The sequence below is a fragment of the Duganella sp. FT27W genome (assembly GCF_009295655.1).
Classification (GTDB): Bacteria; Pseudomonadota; Gammaproteobacteria; order Burkholderiales; family Burkholderiaceae_D; genus Rugamonas; species Rugamonas zoogloeoides.
Genome location: NZ_WHIV01000004.1, coordinates 1040223 through 1057040, shown reverse-complemented (window position 1 = coordinate 1057040; position 16818 = coordinate 1040223). Strand labels below are relative to the sequence as shown.

The 16818-nt window shown below is 65.1% G+C and carries 9 protein-coding genes; 6 read left to right on the top strand and 3 right to left on the bottom strand.

Annotated features, from left to right (window positions below; translation table 11 throughout):
• The first annotated feature begins 106 nt into the window (after nucleotides 1-106).
• The 6 genes from F8197_RS21720 to F8197_RS21695 all read left to right on the top strand — a co-directional run bounded on the left by F8197_RS21720 (nucleotide 107) and on the right by F8197_RS21695 (nucleotide 5166).
• The gene (locus F8197_RS21720) at nucleotides 107-346 is read left to right on the top strand and encodes an acyl carrier protein (protein ID WP_152883545.1); all 240 of its coding nucleotides are present in this window, start codon (nucleotides 107-109) and stop codon (nucleotides 344-346) included.
• A 302-nt stretch (nucleotides 347-648) separates the two neighbouring features.
• Nucleotides 649-1422: a glucose-1-phosphate cytidylyltransferase gene (rfbF, locus tag F8197_RS21715; protein WP_152883544.1), complete on the top strand. Its 774-nt coding sequence runs from the start codon at nucleotides 649-651 to the stop codon at nucleotides 1420-1422.
• Entirely contained in the window at nucleotides 1422-2522 is a 1101-nt protein-coding gene (gene rfbG, locus F8197_RS21710) for a CDP-glucose 4,6-dehydratase (protein ID WP_152883543.1), read from the top strand. The genes rfbF and rfbG overlap by 1 nt, the downstream gene beginning before the upstream one ends.
• Nucleotides 2510-2968, top strand: a complete 459-nt coding sequence (locus tag F8197_RS21705; RefSeq protein ID WP_152883542.1) for a dTDP-4-dehydrorhamnose 3,5-epimerase — start codon at nucleotides 2510-2512, stop codon at nucleotides 2966-2968. The genes rfbG and F8197_RS21705 overlap by 13 nt, the downstream gene beginning before the upstream one ends.
• Nucleotides 2965-3843: a sugar nucleotide-binding protein gene (locus tag F8197_RS21700; RefSeq protein WP_152883541.1), complete on the top strand. Its 879-nt coding sequence runs from the start codon at nucleotides 2965-2967 to the stop codon at nucleotides 3841-3843. The genes F8197_RS21705 and F8197_RS21700 overlap by 4 nt, the downstream gene beginning before the upstream one ends.
• Before the next feature lie 45 nt (nucleotides 3844-3888).
• Entirely contained in the window at nucleotides 3889-5166 is a 1278-nt protein-coding gene (locus tag F8197_RS21695; RefSeq protein ID WP_152883540.1) for an NAD(P)/FAD-dependent oxidoreductase, read from the top strand.
• Nucleotides 5167-5200: 34 nt separating this feature from the next.
• On the opposite strand, the gene F8197_RS21690 is transcribed toward F8197_RS21695, so the two are convergent.
• The 3 genes from F8197_RS21690 to F8197_RS21680 form a co-directional block, all read right to left on the bottom strand.
• Entirely contained in the window at nucleotides 5201-6568 is a 1368-nt protein-coding gene (locus F8197_RS21690; protein ID WP_152883539.1) for an HlyD family type I secretion periplasmic adaptor subunit, read from the bottom strand.
• On the bottom strand, nucleotides 6541-8691 hold the full coding sequence (locus F8197_RS21685; protein WP_152883538.1) for a peptidase domain-containing ABC transporter: 2151 nt from the start codon (nucleotides 8689-8691) through the stop codon (nucleotides 6541-6543). The genes F8197_RS21690 and F8197_RS21685 overlap by 28 nt, the downstream gene beginning before the upstream one ends.
• A 199-nt stretch (nucleotides 8692-8890) precedes the next feature.
• Nucleotides 8891-16573 (bottom strand): heme utilization protein, encoded by a 7683-nt coding sequence (locus tag F8197_RS21680; protein ID WP_152883537.1) that lies wholly within the window; start codon nucleotides 16571-16573, stop codon nucleotides 8891-8893.
• Nucleotides 16574-16818: the final 245 nt, after the last annotated feature.

Below are 16818 nucleotides of genomic sequence, written 5' to 3'. Positions count from 1 at the left end.
GTCGGGCGAATGCGGGCATTCCAGAAAACAATTCTTCTGCCTGGCATAGCACCATGCCGTATGATGATGGCTGCCACCACGGCCTGCCACTTTCATCCAGACACCTATGAACAACACCGAAAAACTTCACGCCGCCTTCGCCCAGTCGCTGCAAATCGACACCAACCTGATCACCGACGAGATGGCCTACAACCAGCAACCGGAATGGGATTCGGTGGCCCACATGGCGCTGGTGGCGGAACTGGAAAGCGTGTTCGACATCATGCTCGACACCGACGACATTCTGGCGATGAGCTCAGTCGCCAAGGCGCGCGAGATACTGCAAAAGTACGACGTCGCTTTTTAAACGCTCCCCCGCCACCGCGATTTCCGCCGACACCGCCTCCTCCGCGCGGCGTCGTTCTGCCAGGAATCGTGGATTAAAAGCAACAGTACGTCACTGTGTTCCGAGCGCCTGGGCGCGCGCGTTGCCGATCAAAACGCGCACGCGATGTTCTTCGAACCCGATGCAACCAATTTGAGGTTAGGCGATATTTAATTGCTATAATCGCCGCTTTCTTATAGGTAATGCTGGCTTGCGCTCTTGCCATTGCCCGTGAGAAGGCTTTATCTGCAACTTATTATTAATCAGCACATTACGGAAGCCCTATGAAAGCAGTGATACTGGCCGGCGGCCTGGGTAGCAGAATCAGCGAAGAAACCAACCTCAAACCCAAGCCAATGGTCGAGATTGGTGGCAAGCCCATCCTCTGGCACATCATGAAAATGTATTCGCACCATGGGATCAATGAATTCGTGATCTGCTGCGGTTACAAGGGCTATGTCATCAAGGAATATTTCGCCAACTATTTCCTGCACATGTCCGATGTCACCTTCGACATGCGCAACAATGAAATGCAGGTACACCAGCAATACGCCGAGCCATGGAAAGTCACGCTGGTCGATACCGGCGAAGACTCGATGACGGGCGGCCGCCTGCGCCGCGTGCGCGACTACGTCAAGGATGAGGAAGATTTCTGCTTCACCTACGGCGACGGCGTGTCCGATGTCGATATCGGCAAAGTCATCGCCTTCCACAAGGCCGCCGGTGTGGACGCCACCCTGACCGCCACCTTCCCGCCGGGCCGCTTCGGCGCGCTCGACATCCATGACGGCCGCGTCGGCTCGTTCAAGGAAAAGCCGAAGGGCGACGGCGGCATGATCAACGGCGGTTTCTTCGTGCTCAAACCGAAGGTGATCGACCTGATCGCCGCTGACGACACCACCTGGGAACGCGAGCCGCTCGAAGCGCTGGCAACCAGCGGCCAATTAGCCGCGTATCAACACGAAGGTTTCTGGCAACCGATGGACACGCTGCGCGACAAAAATCATCTCGAACAACTGTGGCAATCCGGCCAGGCGCCGTGGAAGGTATGGAAATAATGTTTGAACAAGCTTATGCCGGCAAACGCGTGCTGGTCACCGGTCACACCGGCTTCAAAGGTTCGTGGCTCACCACCTGGCTGCTCAAGCTGGGCGCCACCGTGGCCGGTTTTTCGGACTGCGTGCCGACCGAACCGTCGATGTTCGAAAAAACCGGCCTGGCCGACAATATCGAACACCACCTGGGCGACGTGCGCGACCTCGCTGCCGTCACCAAGGTAATCGCCGACTTCAAGCCGGACTTCGTGTTTCACCTGGCCGCGCAGGCGATCGTCTCCACCTCGTACAGCGACCCGGTCGGCACCATCACCACCAACGTGGTTGGCACTGCCAACGTGCTCGAAGCGCTGCGTCTGCTGAACCCGAACTGCGTGGCAGTGATGATCACCTCCGACAAGTGCTACGAGAACGTCGAGTGGGTCTGGGGCTACAAGGAAACCGACCACCTGGGCGGCCGCGACATCTACAGCGGCTCCAAGGGCGCCGCCGAAGTGATCATCCACTCGTACGTCGAATCGTTCATGCGCAAGCCTGGCTGCAACGTGCGCGTGGCCACCGGTCGCGCCGGCAACGTGATCGGCGGCGGCGACTGGGCCCGCGACCGTATCGTGGTCGACTGCATGCGCGGCTGGTCGGAAGGCAAGCCGGTGGAAATCCGCAGCCCGTCTGCCACCCGTCCGTGGCAGCACGTGCTCGAGCCGCTGAGTGGCTACCTGACCCTGGGCGCGGCACTGGCGCGCGACGCCAAGCTGCACGGCGAGTCGTTCAACTTCGGGCCGCGTTCGGAACAGAACCGCACCGTACTCGACCTGCTCAAGGACCTGAGCGCCGCCTGGAACTTCGCCGACACCGGCGATGCCTACCAAGTGACCGCCAACATTCCGTTCCACGAAGCGGGCCTGCTCAAGCTCAATTGCGACAAGGCGCTGTTCCACCTGAAATGGGAAGCCAACCTGCAATACGTCGAGCTGGTCGATTTCGTCAGCGACTGGTACTACCGCTACTACCGTGAATCGGCCGACATGTTCGCGCTCACCCAGGCGCAGATCGGCGTCTACGAGGAACGTGCACGCGCGCGGAGCCTGGTATGGACGCGCTGACCGGCCAACCGGGCACGCTGCCGCTGGTCACCCCGCTGCTCACGCCGCTGCGCCGCATCGCCAACCCGCTCGGTGACATCTACCACGCGGTCAAGGCGACCGACGAAGGCTACGCCGGCTTCGGCGAAGCCTACTTCACCACCGTCCACCACGGCGCGGTGAAGGGCTGGAAGCAGCACAGCCGCATGACCTTGAACCTCGTGGTGCCGGAAGGCGCCGTGTGCTTCTACGTGCGCGACGACAGCGGCAACCAGTTCCGCCATGTACTGGGCAGCATCGACGGCGCCGAGTATGCGCGCCTGACCGTGCCGCCCGGCTACTGGGTGGCGTTTCGCGGCGAGGGACCGGGCCTGAACCTGGTGCTCAACGTCGCCAGCATCGCCCACGATCCAGCCGAAGCGACCAACGCGCCGCTGGAAAGCCATGCGCTGTGGGGTGACGCATGAAGCTCCTCTTGACCGGCGCCGGTGGCCTGCTCGGCAGCGCCGTCATGGCGGTGGCGGCCGAACGCGGCGACCAGTGCGACGCGCTGTCCCGTCCTGCGCTCGGCGGCGGCCAACCGGCCGTCACGGCAGCGCAGCTGGCCAACTCCCTGGCCGGCTATGACGTGCTGGTGCACGCTGCTGCCAACACCAACGTCGAAGCATGCGAAACCGCGCCCGACGACTGCTACCGCGACAATTTCCTGCTGACCGAACTGCTGGCGCAGGCCGCAGCATTGGCCGGCGTGCACATGGTGTTCGTCTCGAGCACCGGCCTGTACGGCACTGCCGGCGACACGCCTTACCGTGAATACGAGGCGGCCGTCCCTACCACGCACCACCACCGCAGCAAGCTGCTCGGCGAGCAGAGCGTGCTGGCGGCAAATGCCAGCAACCTGGTACTGCGTACCGGCTGGCTGTTCGGCGGCAGCGCTGCCAACCCCAAGAATTTCGTGGCCCGCCGGGTCGATGAAGCGCGCGCCGCGCTGGCGGCCGGACGCCACATCGAATCGAATGCGGAACAGCGCGGCGTACCGTGCTGGAACCGCGACGTCGCCACCCGCCTGCTGGACCTGGCCGATGCTGGCGTCGCCGGCGTGGTCAACTGCGTCAACAGCGGCAACGCCTCGCGCTGCGAGTATGTCGCGGCCGTGGTGCAGTTGGCCGGCATCGCGGTGGAAGTCAAGCCATCGACAGCCGCGAGCTTCGCCCGCAAGGCACGCGTATCGAACAACGAAATGGCAGACAACTGGAAAATGGCAATGCTCGGGTGGCCCGACATGCCGGACTGGCGCGCCAGCCTGGCGGCCTATCTGCACGGCGACCTGGCCGCTTATTGAGCACGAGATTGATCCCGGCACTGATACCGACACAGACGAAACAGCATGACTATTGAAAACACCATTGAAGACCTGGACGTCGTGATCCTGGGCGGCGGCGTCGCGGGCCTGGGCGCAGCCCTCAAGGCACGCGAAACCGGCCGCACCGCCGTCATTTTCGAAGCGCGCGACAGCGCCGGCGGCCTGCTTGACAACTTCACCATCGACGGCTTCCGCTTCGACAACGCCGTCCACCTGAGCTTTGCCACCGAAGAAAAAGTGCGCAATATTTTCGACCGCACGCCGTACCTGACCCACCCGTCGGATTCATACTGCTTCGAGGGCGACCGCTGGCTCAAACACCCGGTGCAGAACAACCTGGCGCCGCTCGAACCGACGGACAAGGTCGAACTGATCAAGTCATTCCTGGCCCGCCCTTCAGCGCTGGCCGGCGACGACTACGAAAGCTGGCTGCGCCACCAGTACGGCGATGGCATTGCCGAGCGCTATCCGATCCGCTACACGCAGAAGTACTGGGCCACGCCGGCCAGCGCGCTGTCGACCAACTGGATCGGCCAACGCATGCGCCGCGCGGAACTGGACGAGATCCTGTTCGGCGCCATGACCACGCAAACGCCGAACACGTACTACACCAAGGAAATGCGCTATCCGAAAGCCGGCGGCTACAAGGCGTTCATCGCGCCGCTGATCGCCGACGCCGATATCCGCACCGGCCACGCGGCCGTGGAGATCGATACGGCCGCGCGCACGGTGCGCTTTGCCAACGGCGCGCAGGTGCGCTACCGCAACCTGGTGAGCACCCTGCCGCTGCCGGTGCTGGCGCGCATCACGCCCGATGCACCAGCGACGGTCAAGCAGGCGGCTAGCGAGCTCAAGGCCACGTCGATCGACCTGGTGTCGGTGGGCTTCAACAAGCCGCTGGTGAAAGACCTGTGGTTCTACATCTACGATGATGATGTGCTGGCCAGCCGCGCGTACTCGCCGTCGGTCAAGTCGCCGGAAAACGTACCGGAGGGCTGCAGCTCGCTGCAGTTCGAGATCTATAGCCGTGGCGAAGAATCGAGCTACGACGGCGAGGCGCTCAAGCAGAACACTTTGGCGGCGCTGGAGAAGATGGGCATCGCCAAGGCGGAAGATATCGCCGTGCTCGACCACCGCGTGCTGCGCTTCGGTAACGTAATCTTCGACCAGGGCATGGAAGCTAACCGCCAGTGCGTGCTGGACTGGGCACGCGGCGCCGGCATTGCCAGCTGCGGGCGCTTCGGCGAATGGGACTACCTGTGGTCCAACCAGAGCCTGCTCAGCGGCTACAACGCGTTGTAATCACCAATCCGGGCTACGCGCCCGGGTTTTTATTTCAGGGTTCGCGGATCGACTCGTCCAGCGCCCGCGTGAGCGGGTACAGCAGGTACGACATCACGGTGCGCTGGCCCACCACGATTTCCGCCGAGACCGTCATACCGGGCAGCAGTTGCGTGCCTGGCGCCACCTTCTTCAATGCCCCCGTGTACGGAATCCGGCTCAGGTAATAGGTGTCGAGGCCGCCGCCGTTCTTGTCGGCGGTGTCGCGCTTGAACGAGTCCTGGCTCACCGTGCGCACCTTGCCCTCCAGCATGCCGTGCTTCATGAACGTGAACGCATCGACCTTGATGTGGGCCGGCATGCCGGTCTTGATGAAGCCGATATCGACCGAGTCGATCTGTACTTCCGCCTCCAGCTCGGCGCCCAGCGGCACCAGCGTGAACATCTGTTCGGCCTCGCGGATCACGGACCCCACCGAGAACTTGGCGATTTCCAGCACCACGCCGTCGGCCGGCGCCACCATCTGCACCATTTTCAGGCGCTTGTCGGCCTTCGACAGCTGCTCGTTGATGCCGTCGCGGTCGCGCGTGGCGGACAGCAGATCTTCCATCGCCTTTTGCCGCCAGCTGCGCTCGAACGCGGCGCGCTCGGCCTGTACCGACGCCAGTTCGCTGGCCATCTCGACCGCCTTGTTGCGCTGCATGTCCATGTCGCGCTCGACTTCCAGGCGGCGGTCGCGCGCTTCGAGCAAGTGCATCTTGGCGCCGAAGTTCTCGGCGACCAGCTGCTCCTGCATCGCCTCCACTTCGCGCAGGGATTTGACGCGCTGGGCCAGCACCACCTGGTCGTGCTTGTTGGTTTCCAGGCCGGCGCGCAGGCGTGCGATGTTCTGGTCCATCTTCGATTTTTGCGCTTCGTAGTTGCCGCGCCGTTCCACCGACAGCTGCTGCTGCAGGCGCGCGTCGTCGCTGCCCGCCTCGGTACTGCCGGCCTTGCCGCCCAGTTCGGCACGCAGGCCGGCGGCCTGGTTGTTCAGGCTGTCGAGACGGATGCGCAGCTGGCTTTCATCGGCCGCGCTGAAAGTGGGGTCGAGCGTGGCCAGCAACTGGCCCTTCCTGACGATTTGCCCCACCCGCACGTCGATGCTCTGGATGATCGACGTATCGAGCGGCTGCAGCACGATATTCGGCAGCGGGTTGACCAGGCGGCCGTGGGCGATGACGACCTTGTCGATCGGCGAAACGCTGGCCCAGACGATGAAGCCGACCAGCGTGAGCACCAGCAGGTGCAGGGTCAGTTGCACGAAGCGCGGCAGCGGGCCGCGCTCGATGGCGTCGGCGTCCGGCAGGAACTCGATCTCGGTCTGGTCCTTTTGCTGGCGGACCTTGGCCGGATTTACAGGTGGCTTGTTTGCTGGTTCCATAAATGCTGGTAAGTGTCGCTACGGGTAAGCAGTTCTTCATGCCGGCCGGCATCCACCAGGGAGCCTTGCTGCATGACCATGATTTTGTCGGCATTGACCAGCGTGGACAGGCGGTGCGAAATCATCACCACCGTGCGGCCCACGGCGATCTTCGAGAGATTTTTAATGAAGATCGCTTCCGATTCCGGGTCCAGCGCGGAGGCGGCCTCGTCCAGAATAAGAATGCGCGGGCGCGCCACCAGGGTGCGCGCGATCGACAGCCGCTGCTTCTGGCCGCCGGACAGGTTGGAGGCGTTCTCTTCCAGGATGGTGTCGTAGCCCTGGGGCAGGCGCTCGATGAATTCGTCGGCGCCGGCCGCGACCGCAGCCGCCACCAGTTCCTCGAACGGGGCGTCGGGCTTGGTCACCGACAGGTTTTCGCGCACCGTGCCGCGGAACAGGAAGTTCTCCTGCAACACCACGCCGATCTGGCGCCGCAGGTGCGACAGTTCGATTTCGCGCGCGTCGATGCCGTCGAAGCGGACGATGCCTTCCTGCAGCGGGTACAGCCCCTGGATCAGCTTGGTCAAGGTGGTCTTGCCGGACCCGGAGCGGCCGACAATACCCACCACCGTGCCCTGCTCGATGGTAAAGCTGGCCTTGTTGAGGGCCAGGTTCTGCGCACCGGGATAGCGGAAGATCACGTTGTCGAACCTGATCTCGCCGTCCAGCTGCGGACGCAGGCCGGTGGCGTCGGCGCGGCCTTCCGGCGCACGGTTCATCACCTCGCCCAGCATGCGCACCGACAGCGCGGTTTCCTGGTATTCGTTGACCAGGCCGACGAGCGAAATGAGCGGCTGCGTGACGCGGCCCGACAGCATCTGGAACGCGATCAGCGCACCGACCGACAGGGTGCTGTCGAACACGTCGGCCGCGCCCACCACGATCAGCGTGACCGGCAGCAGCTTGCCGAGGAAATCGGTGACGGCGTTGCCGGCGATCGAAATCTGCCCCACCCGGAAGTGCATGGTGATCGCCTCGGCCGAGCGCTGGTCCCAGGTGCGGCGCTGCGACGGCTCGATCGCCAGCGCCTTGACCGTGCGCATGCCGTGGATGGTTTCCACCAGCATGCCCTGGCGCTGGCCCTCGGCCGTGTACAGGGCGTTGAGGCGGCGCTGGAAAGTCGGCACCATGGCCAGCACCACGCCGCCGATCAGCGCCGCGAACAGCAGCACGATCAGGGTCAGCTTGAACGAGTAGCTGAACAAAATCGGAATGAACACCAGCAGCGAGATCAGATCGAGCGCGGTGAAGAACAGCCGGCCGGTAAGAAAACTGCGGATCTTTTCCAGCTGCTGCATGTGGCGCGTGATGACGCCGGCGCTGGTGGTCTCGAAAAAATCGATCGGCAGGGACAGCAGGTGGCCGAACACGCGGCGCGTCAGGCGCATGTCGATTTTATTACTGGCGGCGAGCGTCAGGGTCTGGCGCAGGAAGCCGAACAGCGCGTCGAACACCAGCGCCATGGTAATGCCCACGGCCAGCACCTGCAAGGTCGTCACGCTCTGGTGCGTGAGTACCTTGTCGATCACCAGCTGGAAGAAGATCGGCGACGCCAGCGCCAGGATCTGCATGGCGATGGCGGCAATGAAAATGTCGCGGAACGCCGCCTTCTGGCGCAGGATTTCGGGAATGAACCAGCGCAGGCCGAACGGCTGGTGCGGGTCGGTAAACTTGTGCTCGCGCTTGACGAACAGCACCTCGCCCTGCCAGCGCTGCTCGAACTCGGCGCGCGCGACCATGATCACGGTGGCGTTGGCCAGCGCCGGATTGAGTACCGCCACCTGGTCGGGGGCGCCGTCCTCGCCCGGCTTGACGCCGACGATGATGACCATGTTGCCGCTGATCAGGCGCGCCATCAGCGGGAACACGCCGCCCTGCGCCAGCAGGCGCGACCAGGTCAGCTTGTCGGCCTTGGCTTTTAGGCCGATCTCGGACGCCATGCGCAGCAGCATGCCGTTGCCCGGCTCTTCCGCGCGCAGCGCGTACTCGTCGATCAGGCGTTCGGGGTTGATTTGCAGGCCGTGATGCTGTGCGATCGCTGTCAGGCACTGTACCGCGGTGTGGGGAAATTTATCTTGCATAGGGCCTGGTGGGAGTGGGGAACCGGAGTGATACCAGCCTTGGAATTCTACCCGCCAAGGTGTTGCTTCGGGGGATTTTGTTGTTTGGAAGCACAACCCATTTTACATTTCTGTTCGACGGATGAAATCGCTGCGCGCTCCGAAAAAAAAGCGGCAAGACCCGCAGGTCTTGCCGCTCTCATGGTGCAACTACGTCAGCTTACTTGGCTGCCAGGATGCCCTGGCCATGGCCGCCTTGCAGCGCTTTGAGGCGCAGCGAGTCTTCGGTGGCCGCCTGGTGGGTCGAGGCGGTCAGCTTGTGCTCGAAGTTGCCGATGGCGCTGGCCATGGCGGCCACTTGCGAGTTCACGCTCGATGGCAGTTCCAGCTTGGCCGTGTTGGCGGTGCTGGTGGCTGCCGCGTCAAAGCTCGACAAGGCGTTCGACAGGCTGCTCACCGACGAGGTCAGGCTGCCGGCAGTCTTGCTGCTGTCCTGGAACCAGACGTCCGCTGCCTGGTGCACAGCGCCGTCGGTGGTCTCGTAGGTCGAGACCATGCCGATCAGGTTGCCGTTATCGACGATGGACGTTTTCTGCACGTCGAGGTTCAGCTTGGCGATGTTGAGGTCGGCCAGCGACTTCAGTTCATCGGCCTGGCTGACGCCGTCGGCATTGCCATCGACCCACACGCGCAGGTTGTTGAACTGGGTGTCCTTGGCATCGATTACGCCGTCGCCGTTGACATCGAGTTCCGCCAGCGCCTGGTAGCCGTTGGCCGCTTTCTGGCCGTTGGCCAGGGTGGTGCCCTCGCCGAACAGTTCGCTACCGTTGTTGATCACGCCGTCGCCGTTGCGGTCCAGGACCAGCAGGCCATCGCCACCACCCACCCAACCGACGTTGGATTTGTTACCGGTGGCCAGCAGATCGAACTGCACGCCGGCCGACAGGTTGAGGGTGTTGATGCCGTTGCCGTTCAGATCGAGAACGATAGGGCTCGACAGTGGCATCGCTGCTTGCTGGTCGGCCGTGATCGCCGCTTTCAGCGTCGTCGTGGCGTACAGCGCATCGACCTGGGCCATGGTCAGCGCCTTGATCTGGTCGGTGGACAGTGCCACGAACTGGTCGGTGGTCAACTTCACGAACTGCTGCGTGGTCAGCGCCGCCAGCGACGCGGTTTTCAGCGCCACGATGTCGGCCGTCTCCAGGGCAGCGATGCTGCTGGTGGACAGCGCGCGCAGCTGGGTGCTGGTCAGCGCGTTGATCTGGTCGCTCGACAGCGCCACCGCTTGTGCAGTGGTCAGGCCGGCGGCCAGGGCAGTGGTGCTCAGGCTGGCAATCTGGGTCGTGGTCAGCGCCGCCAGCTGGACGGTGGTGATGGCAGCGAGCTGGTTGGTGCGCAGGGCGGCAACCGCTTCCGTTTTCAGCGCGTTCAGGTCCTGCGTTTCCAGTGCAGCAACGCTGGTGGTGCTCAGCGACGAGACCTGCAAGGTGCTCAGCGCAGCGGCCTGGCTGGTGCCCAGCGCAACGATCTGGTCGGTCGTCAGGCCGTTGGCCACTTGCGCCGTGGTCAGCGCGCCCAGTGCCGCGGTCGTCAGGCTGCCGATCTGGTCGGTGGTCAGTGCACGCAGCTGGGTGGTGGTCAGCGCGGCAATCGACGTCGATTTCAGCGCGTTCAGGTCGGCCGTTTCCAGCGCGGCAACCGCATTGGTGGTCAGTGCAGCCACTTGCAGCGTGCCAAGTGCGCCAGCCTGGGCAGTGGTCAACGCCACCACCTGGTCGGTGGTCAGGGCACGGATGCCGGCGGTGGTGAAGGCCGCCAGCTGGGTGCTGGACAATGCTGCCACCTGGTCGGTGGTCAACGCGGCGATCTGCGTCGATTTCAGCGCGGCAACGCCAGCGGTGGTCAGGCCGGCCAGGTCGGCCGTTTCCAGCGCAACGATGCTGGCGGTGGACAACGCACCCACTTGCGCGGTGGTCAGGCCAGCGACCTGGCTCGAGCTCAACGCCACGATCTGGTCGGTGGTCAGGCCGTTGGCAATGTTGGCCGTGGACAGGGCCGACAGCGACGCGGTGGTCAGCGCCTGCACTTGCGCGGTGGTGATCGCGGCCACTTGCGCCGAGGTCAGGCCGGCAATGGCGGCGGTTTTCAGCGCGGCCAGGTCGGCCGTTTCCAGCGCCACGATGGCGTCGGTGGTCAGGGCGGCGACTTGCTGGGTGGTCAGCGCGTTGGCAGCGGTGGTGCTCAGGGCCACGATCTGGTCGGTGGTCAGGGCGCGGATCTGGCTGGTGGTCAGCGCGGCCAGGCTGGCGGTTTTCAGCGCGGCGAAATCAGCCGTCTCCAGCGCCACGATAGCGTTGGTGGACAGGGCTGCCGCTTGCGCCGTGGTCAGCGCGTTGGCCTGGCCGGTGGTCAAGGCAACGACCTGGTTAGTGGTCAGCGCGGCGATACCGGTGGTGGTCACGGCAGCCAGCTGGGTGCTCGACAACGCAACCACCTGGTCGGTCGTCAACGCGGCAACTTGCGCCGTTTTCAGTGCCGCGACGCCGGCGGTGGTCAGGCCGGCCAGGTCGGCCGTTTCCAGCGCAACGATGCTGTTGGTGGACAAGGCGCCAACCTGGGCCGTGGTCAGGCCGGCGATCTGGCTCGAGGTCAGAGCGACGATCTGGTCCGTGGTCAGGCCGTTGGCGATATTGGCCGTGGTCAGGGCGGCCAGGCCCGTCGTGCTCAGGCTCTGCACCTGGGCCGTGGTCAGGGCAGCGACTTGCGCCGAGGTCAGCGCGGCGTACGAAGCGGTGTCCAGGCCACGCAGGTCGGCCGTTTCCAGCGCGACGATGGCGTCGGTGGTGAAGGCGGCGACTTGCTGGGTGGTCAGCGCACCAGCGCCAGCCGTGGTCAGCGCAACCACCTGGTCGGTGGTCAGGGCGCGGATCTGGTTGGTGGTCAGCGCGGCGACAGCAGCGGTTTTCAGCGCGGCGAAGTCGGCCGTTTCCAGCGCCACGATGGCGTTGGTGGACAGCGCAGCGACTTGCTGGCTGGTCAGCGCACCGGCTTGGGCCGTGGTCAGGGCAACGATCTGGTCGGTGGTGAGCGCGGCAGCGCCGGCGGTGGTGAAGGCAGCCACCTGGGTGCTCGACAGGGCCACCAGCTGGTCGGTGGTCAGGGCGGCCACTTGCACGGTGCGCAGGGCGGCGATATCGGCGGTGGACAGGCCGGCCAGGTCGGCCGTTTCCAGCGCGACGATGCTATTGGTGGACAACGCCGCCACTTGCGCGGTGGTCAGACCGGCAACCTGGCTCGACGACAGGGAGACGATCTGGTCGGTGGTCAGGCCGCTGGCGATATTGGCCGTGGAGATGGCCGACAGCGCAGCGGTGGACAGTGCTTGCACCTGGGCGGTGGTGATCGCGGCCACTTGCGCCGACGTCAGCGCGGCAAACGACGCGGTTTTCAGGGCGGCCAGGTCGGCCGTTTCCAGCGCGACGATGGCGTCGGTGGTGAACGCGGCCACTTGCTGCGTGGTCAGCGCGGCGGCGCCGACGGTGCTCAAGGCAACCACCTGGTCGGTGGTCAGCGCACGGACCTGGTTGGTGGTCAGCGCAGCCAGGCTGGCGGTTTTCAGCGCAGCGAAGTCGGCGGTTTCCACGGCGGCAATCGCGGCGGTGGACAGGCCGGCCACTTGCTGGCTGGTCAGTGCACCGGCCTGGGTAGTGGTCAGGGCAACGATCTGGTCGGTGGTCAGCGCAGCAGCGCCGGCGGTGGTCAGCGCGACGATCTGGTTGGTGGACAGGGTCACCAGCTGGTCGGTCGTCAGGGCCGCCACTTGCGCCGTGCGCAGGGAGGCGACACCGGCAGTGGTCAGGCCGGCCAGGTCGGCCGTTTCCAGCGCGACGATGCTATTGGTGGACAACGCGCCAACTTGCGCGGTGGTCAGTGCAGCGACCTGGCTCGAGCTCAGCGCAACAACCTGGTCGGTGGTCAGACCGTTGGCGATATTGGCCGTGGACAGCGCCGCCAGCGACGCGGTGGTCAGCGCCTGCACCTGCGCGGTGGTGATCGCGGCCACTTGCGCCGAGGTCAGGCCGGCGATCGCGGCAGTTTTCAGCGCGGCGAAGTCGGCAGTTTCCAGCGCCACGATGGCGTCGGTGGTCAGGGCAGCGACTTGCTGCGTGGTCAGCGCGTTGGCGGCGGTGGTGCTCAAGGCCACGATCTGGTCGGTGGTCAGGGCACGGACCTGGTTGGTGGTCAGCGCGGCCAGGCTGGCGGTTTTCAGCGCAGCGAAGTCGGCCGTTTCCAGGGCGGCAATCGCGGCGGTGGACAGACCGGCCACTTGCTGGCTGGTCAGTGCGCCAGCCTGGGTGGTGGTCAAGGCAACGATCTGGTCGGTGGTCAGCGCGGCAGCGCCGGCGGTGGTCAGCGCGACGATCTGGTTGGTGGACAGGGCCACCAGCTGGTCGGTCGTCAGGGCAGCCACTTGCGCCGTTTTCAGGGCGGCGACGCCGGCGGTGGTCAGGCCAGCCAGGTCGGCCGTTTCCAGCGCGACGATGCTCGCAGTGGACAAGGCGCCTACTTGCGCGGTGGTCAGGCCGGCAACCTGGCTCGACGACAGGGCGACGATCTGGTCAGTGGTCAGGCCGTTGGCGATATTGGCCGTGGTCAGGGCGGCCAGGCCCGTCGTGCTCAGGCTCTGCACCTGGGCCGTGGTCAGGGCAGCGACTTGCGCCGAGGTCAGCGCGGCGTACGAAGCGGTGTCCAGGCCACGCAGGTCGGCCGTTTCCAGCGCGACGATGGCGTCGGTGGTGAAGGCGGCAACTTGCTGGGTGGTCAGCGCGCCGGCGCCAGCGGTGGTCAGTGCGACGACCTGGTCGGTGGTCAGGGCGCGGATCTGGTTGGTGGTCAGTGCGGCAACACCGGCGGTTTTCAGCGCGGCAAAGTCGGCCGTTTCCAGCGCCACGATGGCGTTGGTGGACAGGGCTGCAACTTGCGCGGTGGTCAGCGCATTGGCCTGGCCGGTGGTCAAGGCAACCACCTGGTCGGTGGTCAGCGCGGCGACACCGGCGGTGGTGAACGCTGCCACCTGGGTGTTCGACAGGGCAACGACCTGGTCGGTGGTCAGGGCGGCAACTTGCGTGGTTTTCAGCGCAGCGATGGCGGCTGTGGAGAGACCGGCCAGGTCGGCCGTTTCCAGCGCGACGATGCTATTGGTGGACAACGCGCCAACTTGCGCGGTGGTCAGACCGGCAACCTGGCTCGAGCTCAGGGCGACGATCTGGTCGGTGGTCAGGCCGTTGGCGATGTTCGCCGTGGTCAATGCAGCCAGGGCCGAGGTGCTCAGGCTTTGTACCTGGACGGTGGTCAGGGCAGCAACCTGGGCCGAGGTCAGCGCGGCAAACGAGGCGGTATCCAGGCCACGCAGGTCGGCCGTTTCCAGGGCGACGATGGCGTCGGTGGTGAAGGCGGCAACTTGCTGGGTGGTCAGCGCACCAGCGCCAGCCGTGGTCAGTGCAACCACCTGGTCGGTGGTCAGCGCCTTGATCTGGTTGGTGGTCAATGCGGCGACAGCGGCGGTTTTCAGCGCGGCGAAGTCGGCCGTTTCCAGCGCCACGATGGCGTTGGTGGACAGCGCAGCGACTTGCTGGCTGGTCAGCGCACCGGCTTGGGCCGTGGTCAGGGCAACGATCTGGTCAGTGGTCAGCGCAGCAGCGCCGGCGGTGGTGAAGGCAGCCACTTGGGTGCTCGACAGGGCCACCAGCTGGTCGGTGGTCAGGGCGGCCACTTGCACGGTGCGCAGGGCGGCGATATCGGCGGTGGAAAGGCCGGCCAGGTCGGCCGTTTCCAGCGCGACGATGCTATTGGTGGACAACGCCGCCACTTGCGCGGTGGTCAGGCCGGCAACCTGGCTCGACGACAGGGCAACGATCTGGTCGGTGGTCAGACCGTTGGCGATGTTGGCGGTGGAGATGGCCGACAGCGCAGCGGTGGACAGTGCTTGCACCTGGGCGGTGGTGATCGCGGCCACTTGCGCCGAGGTCAGCGCGGCAAACGACGCGGTTTTCAGGGCGGCCAGGTCGGCCGTTTCCAGCGCCACGATGGCGTCGGTGGTGAACGCGGCCACTTGCTGCGTGGTCAGCGCAGCGGCGCCGGCGGTGTTCAAGGCAACCACCTGGTCGGTGGTCAGCGCACGCACCTGGTTGGTGGTCAGCGCAGCCAGGCTGGCGGTTTTCAGGGCGGCGAAGTCGGCGGTTTCCAGGGCGGCAATCGCGGCGGTGGACAGGCCGGCCACTTGCTGGCTGGTCAGTGCGCCGGCTTGGGCGGTGGTCAGGGCAACGACCTGGTCGGTGGTCAGCGCGGCAGCGCCGGCGGTGGTCAGCGCGGCGATCTGGTTGGTGGACAGGGTGACCAGTTGACCGGTGGTCAGCGCGGCCACCTGCACGGTGCGCAGGGCGGCGATATCGGCGGTGGACAGGCCGGCCAGGTCGGCCGTTTCCAGCGCAACGATGCTGGCGGTCGACAGCGCGGCCACTTGCGCGGTGGTCAGACCGGCAACCTGGCTCGACGACAGGGCAACGATCTGGTCGGTGGTCAGACCGTTGGCGATGTTGGCGGTGGAGATGGCCGACAGCGCAGCGGTGGACAGTGCTTGCACCTGGGCGGTGGTGATCGCGGCCACTTGCGCCGACGTCAGCGCGGCAAACGACGCGGTTTTCAGGGCGGCCAGGTCGGCCGTTTCCAGCGCGACGATGGCGTCGGTGGTGAACGCGGCCACTTGCTGCGTGGTCAGCGCGGCGGCGCCGGCGGTGTTCAAGGCAACCACCTGGTCGGTGGTCAGCGCACGCACCTGGTTGGTGGTCAGCGCAGCCAGGCTGGCGGTTTTCAGCGCGGCGAAGTCGGCGGTTTCCAGGGCGGCAATCGCGGCGGTGGACAGGCCGGCCACTTGCTGGCTGGTCAGTGCGCCAGCCTGGGTGGTGGTCAAGGCAACGATCTGGTCGGTGGTCAACGCGGCAGCTCCGGCGGTGGTCAGCGCGGTGATCTGGTTGGTGGACAGGGTGACCAGCTGGCCGGTCGTCAGGGCAGCCACTTGCGCCGTGCGCAGGGAGGCGACACCGGCGGTGGTCAGGCCGGCCAGGTCGGCCGTTTCCAGTGCGACGATGCTGGCGGTGGACAGCGCCGCCACTTGCGCGGTGGTCAGGCCGGCAACCTGGCTCGACGACAGGGCGACGATCTGGTCGGTGGTCAGGCCGTTGGCGATATTGGCCGTGGAGATGGCCGACAGCGCAGCAGTGGACAGCGCCTGCACCTGGGTGGTGGTCAGGGCGGCCACTTGCGCGCTGGTCAGCGCGGCAAACGACGCGGTTTTCAGGGCGGCCAGGTCGGCCGTTTCCAGCGCGACGATGGCGTCGGTGGTGAAGGCGGCAACTTGCTGGCTGGTCAGGGCATTGGCGGCGGCGGTGGACAGCGCGACGATCTGGCTGGTCGTCAGGGCCTTGACCTGGGCGGTGGTCAGGGCAGCGATCGACGCGGTCTTGAGGGCGACGAAATCAGCGGTTTCCAGTGCGACGATGGCGTCGGTGCCGAAGGCGGCGACTTGCGCGGTGGTCAGCGCGCCAGCCTGGCTGGTGGTCAATGCCACGATCTGGTCGGACGACAGCGCACGTACTTGCGCGGTGGTCAGGCCGCCCAGGGCGCTGGTGGTGAGGGCGGCGAAGTCCTCGGTGGCCATGCGCGAAATGGTGCCGGTGGAGATGGCGGCTATTTGCTGCGAACGCAGCGCAATCACCTGGTCGGTGGTCAGCGCCACAATCTGATCAGACGTCAGATCCGTGAAATTGGAAGTCCCCAGCGCAGCGATCTGCGTGGTGGAAATTGCGGCAACGTTTTGCGTGCTTAAACCGGTGAAATAGCCCATTGTAATTCTCCTAAAAGAAGGCGCTGATTCGATGTCTGTCCAAAAGTTAACGACGGCCCTGTCCGTCGTCGTTGGCCTTCGTCAGTGGCAATATGCCGTTTTATTAATATGTATTTACAACCAACCCGTGACTACCGTCGCAACAAGGCGCTCGTATCGTTCTTTACGTCAACAAAAATGTTAACTTTAGCAAACGGTACGAGCTTTTTTCGTTGCGCAATATGCAAAAAATATTACTTGTCTAA

What these genes read in the sequence shown, in the direction of transcription:
- F8197_RS21700 (WP_152883541.1), top strand. Translation starts at nt 2,965, where the DNA reads ATGAAGCTCCTCTTGACCGGCGCCGGTGGCCTGCTCGGCAGCGCCGTC.
- rfbG (WP_152883543.1), top strand. Translation starts at nt 1,422, where the DNA reads ATGTTTGAACAAGCTTATGCCGGCAAACGCGTGCTGGTCACCGGTCAC.
- F8197_RS21685 (WP_152883538.1), bottom strand. Translation starts at nt 8,691, where the DNA reads ATGCAAGATAAATTTCCCCACACCGCGGTACAGTGCCTGACAGCGATC.
- rfbF (WP_152883544.1), top strand. Translation starts at nt 649, where the DNA reads ATGAAAGCAGTGATACTGGCCGGCGGCCTGGGTAGCAGAATCAGCGAA.
- F8197_RS21680 (WP_152883537.1), bottom strand. Translation starts at nt 16,573, where the DNA reads ATGGGCTATTTCACCGGTTTAAGCACGCAAAACGTTGCCGCAATTTCC.
- F8197_RS21705 (WP_152883542.1), top strand. Translation starts at nt 2,510, where the DNA reads ATGGACGCGCTGACCGGCCAACCGGGCACGCTGCCGCTGGTCACCCCG.
- F8197_RS21695 (WP_152883540.1), top strand. Translation starts at nt 3,889, where the DNA reads ATGACTATTGAAAACACCATTGAAGACCTGGACGTCGTGATCCTGGGC.
- F8197_RS21720 (WP_152883545.1), top strand. Translation starts at nt 107, where the DNA reads ATGAACAACACCGAAAAACTTCACGCCGCCTTCGCCCAGTCGCTGCAA.
- F8197_RS21690 (WP_152883539.1), bottom strand. Translation starts at nt 6,568, where the DNA reads ATGGAACCAGCAAACAAGCCACCTGTAAATCCGGCCAAGGTCCGCCAG.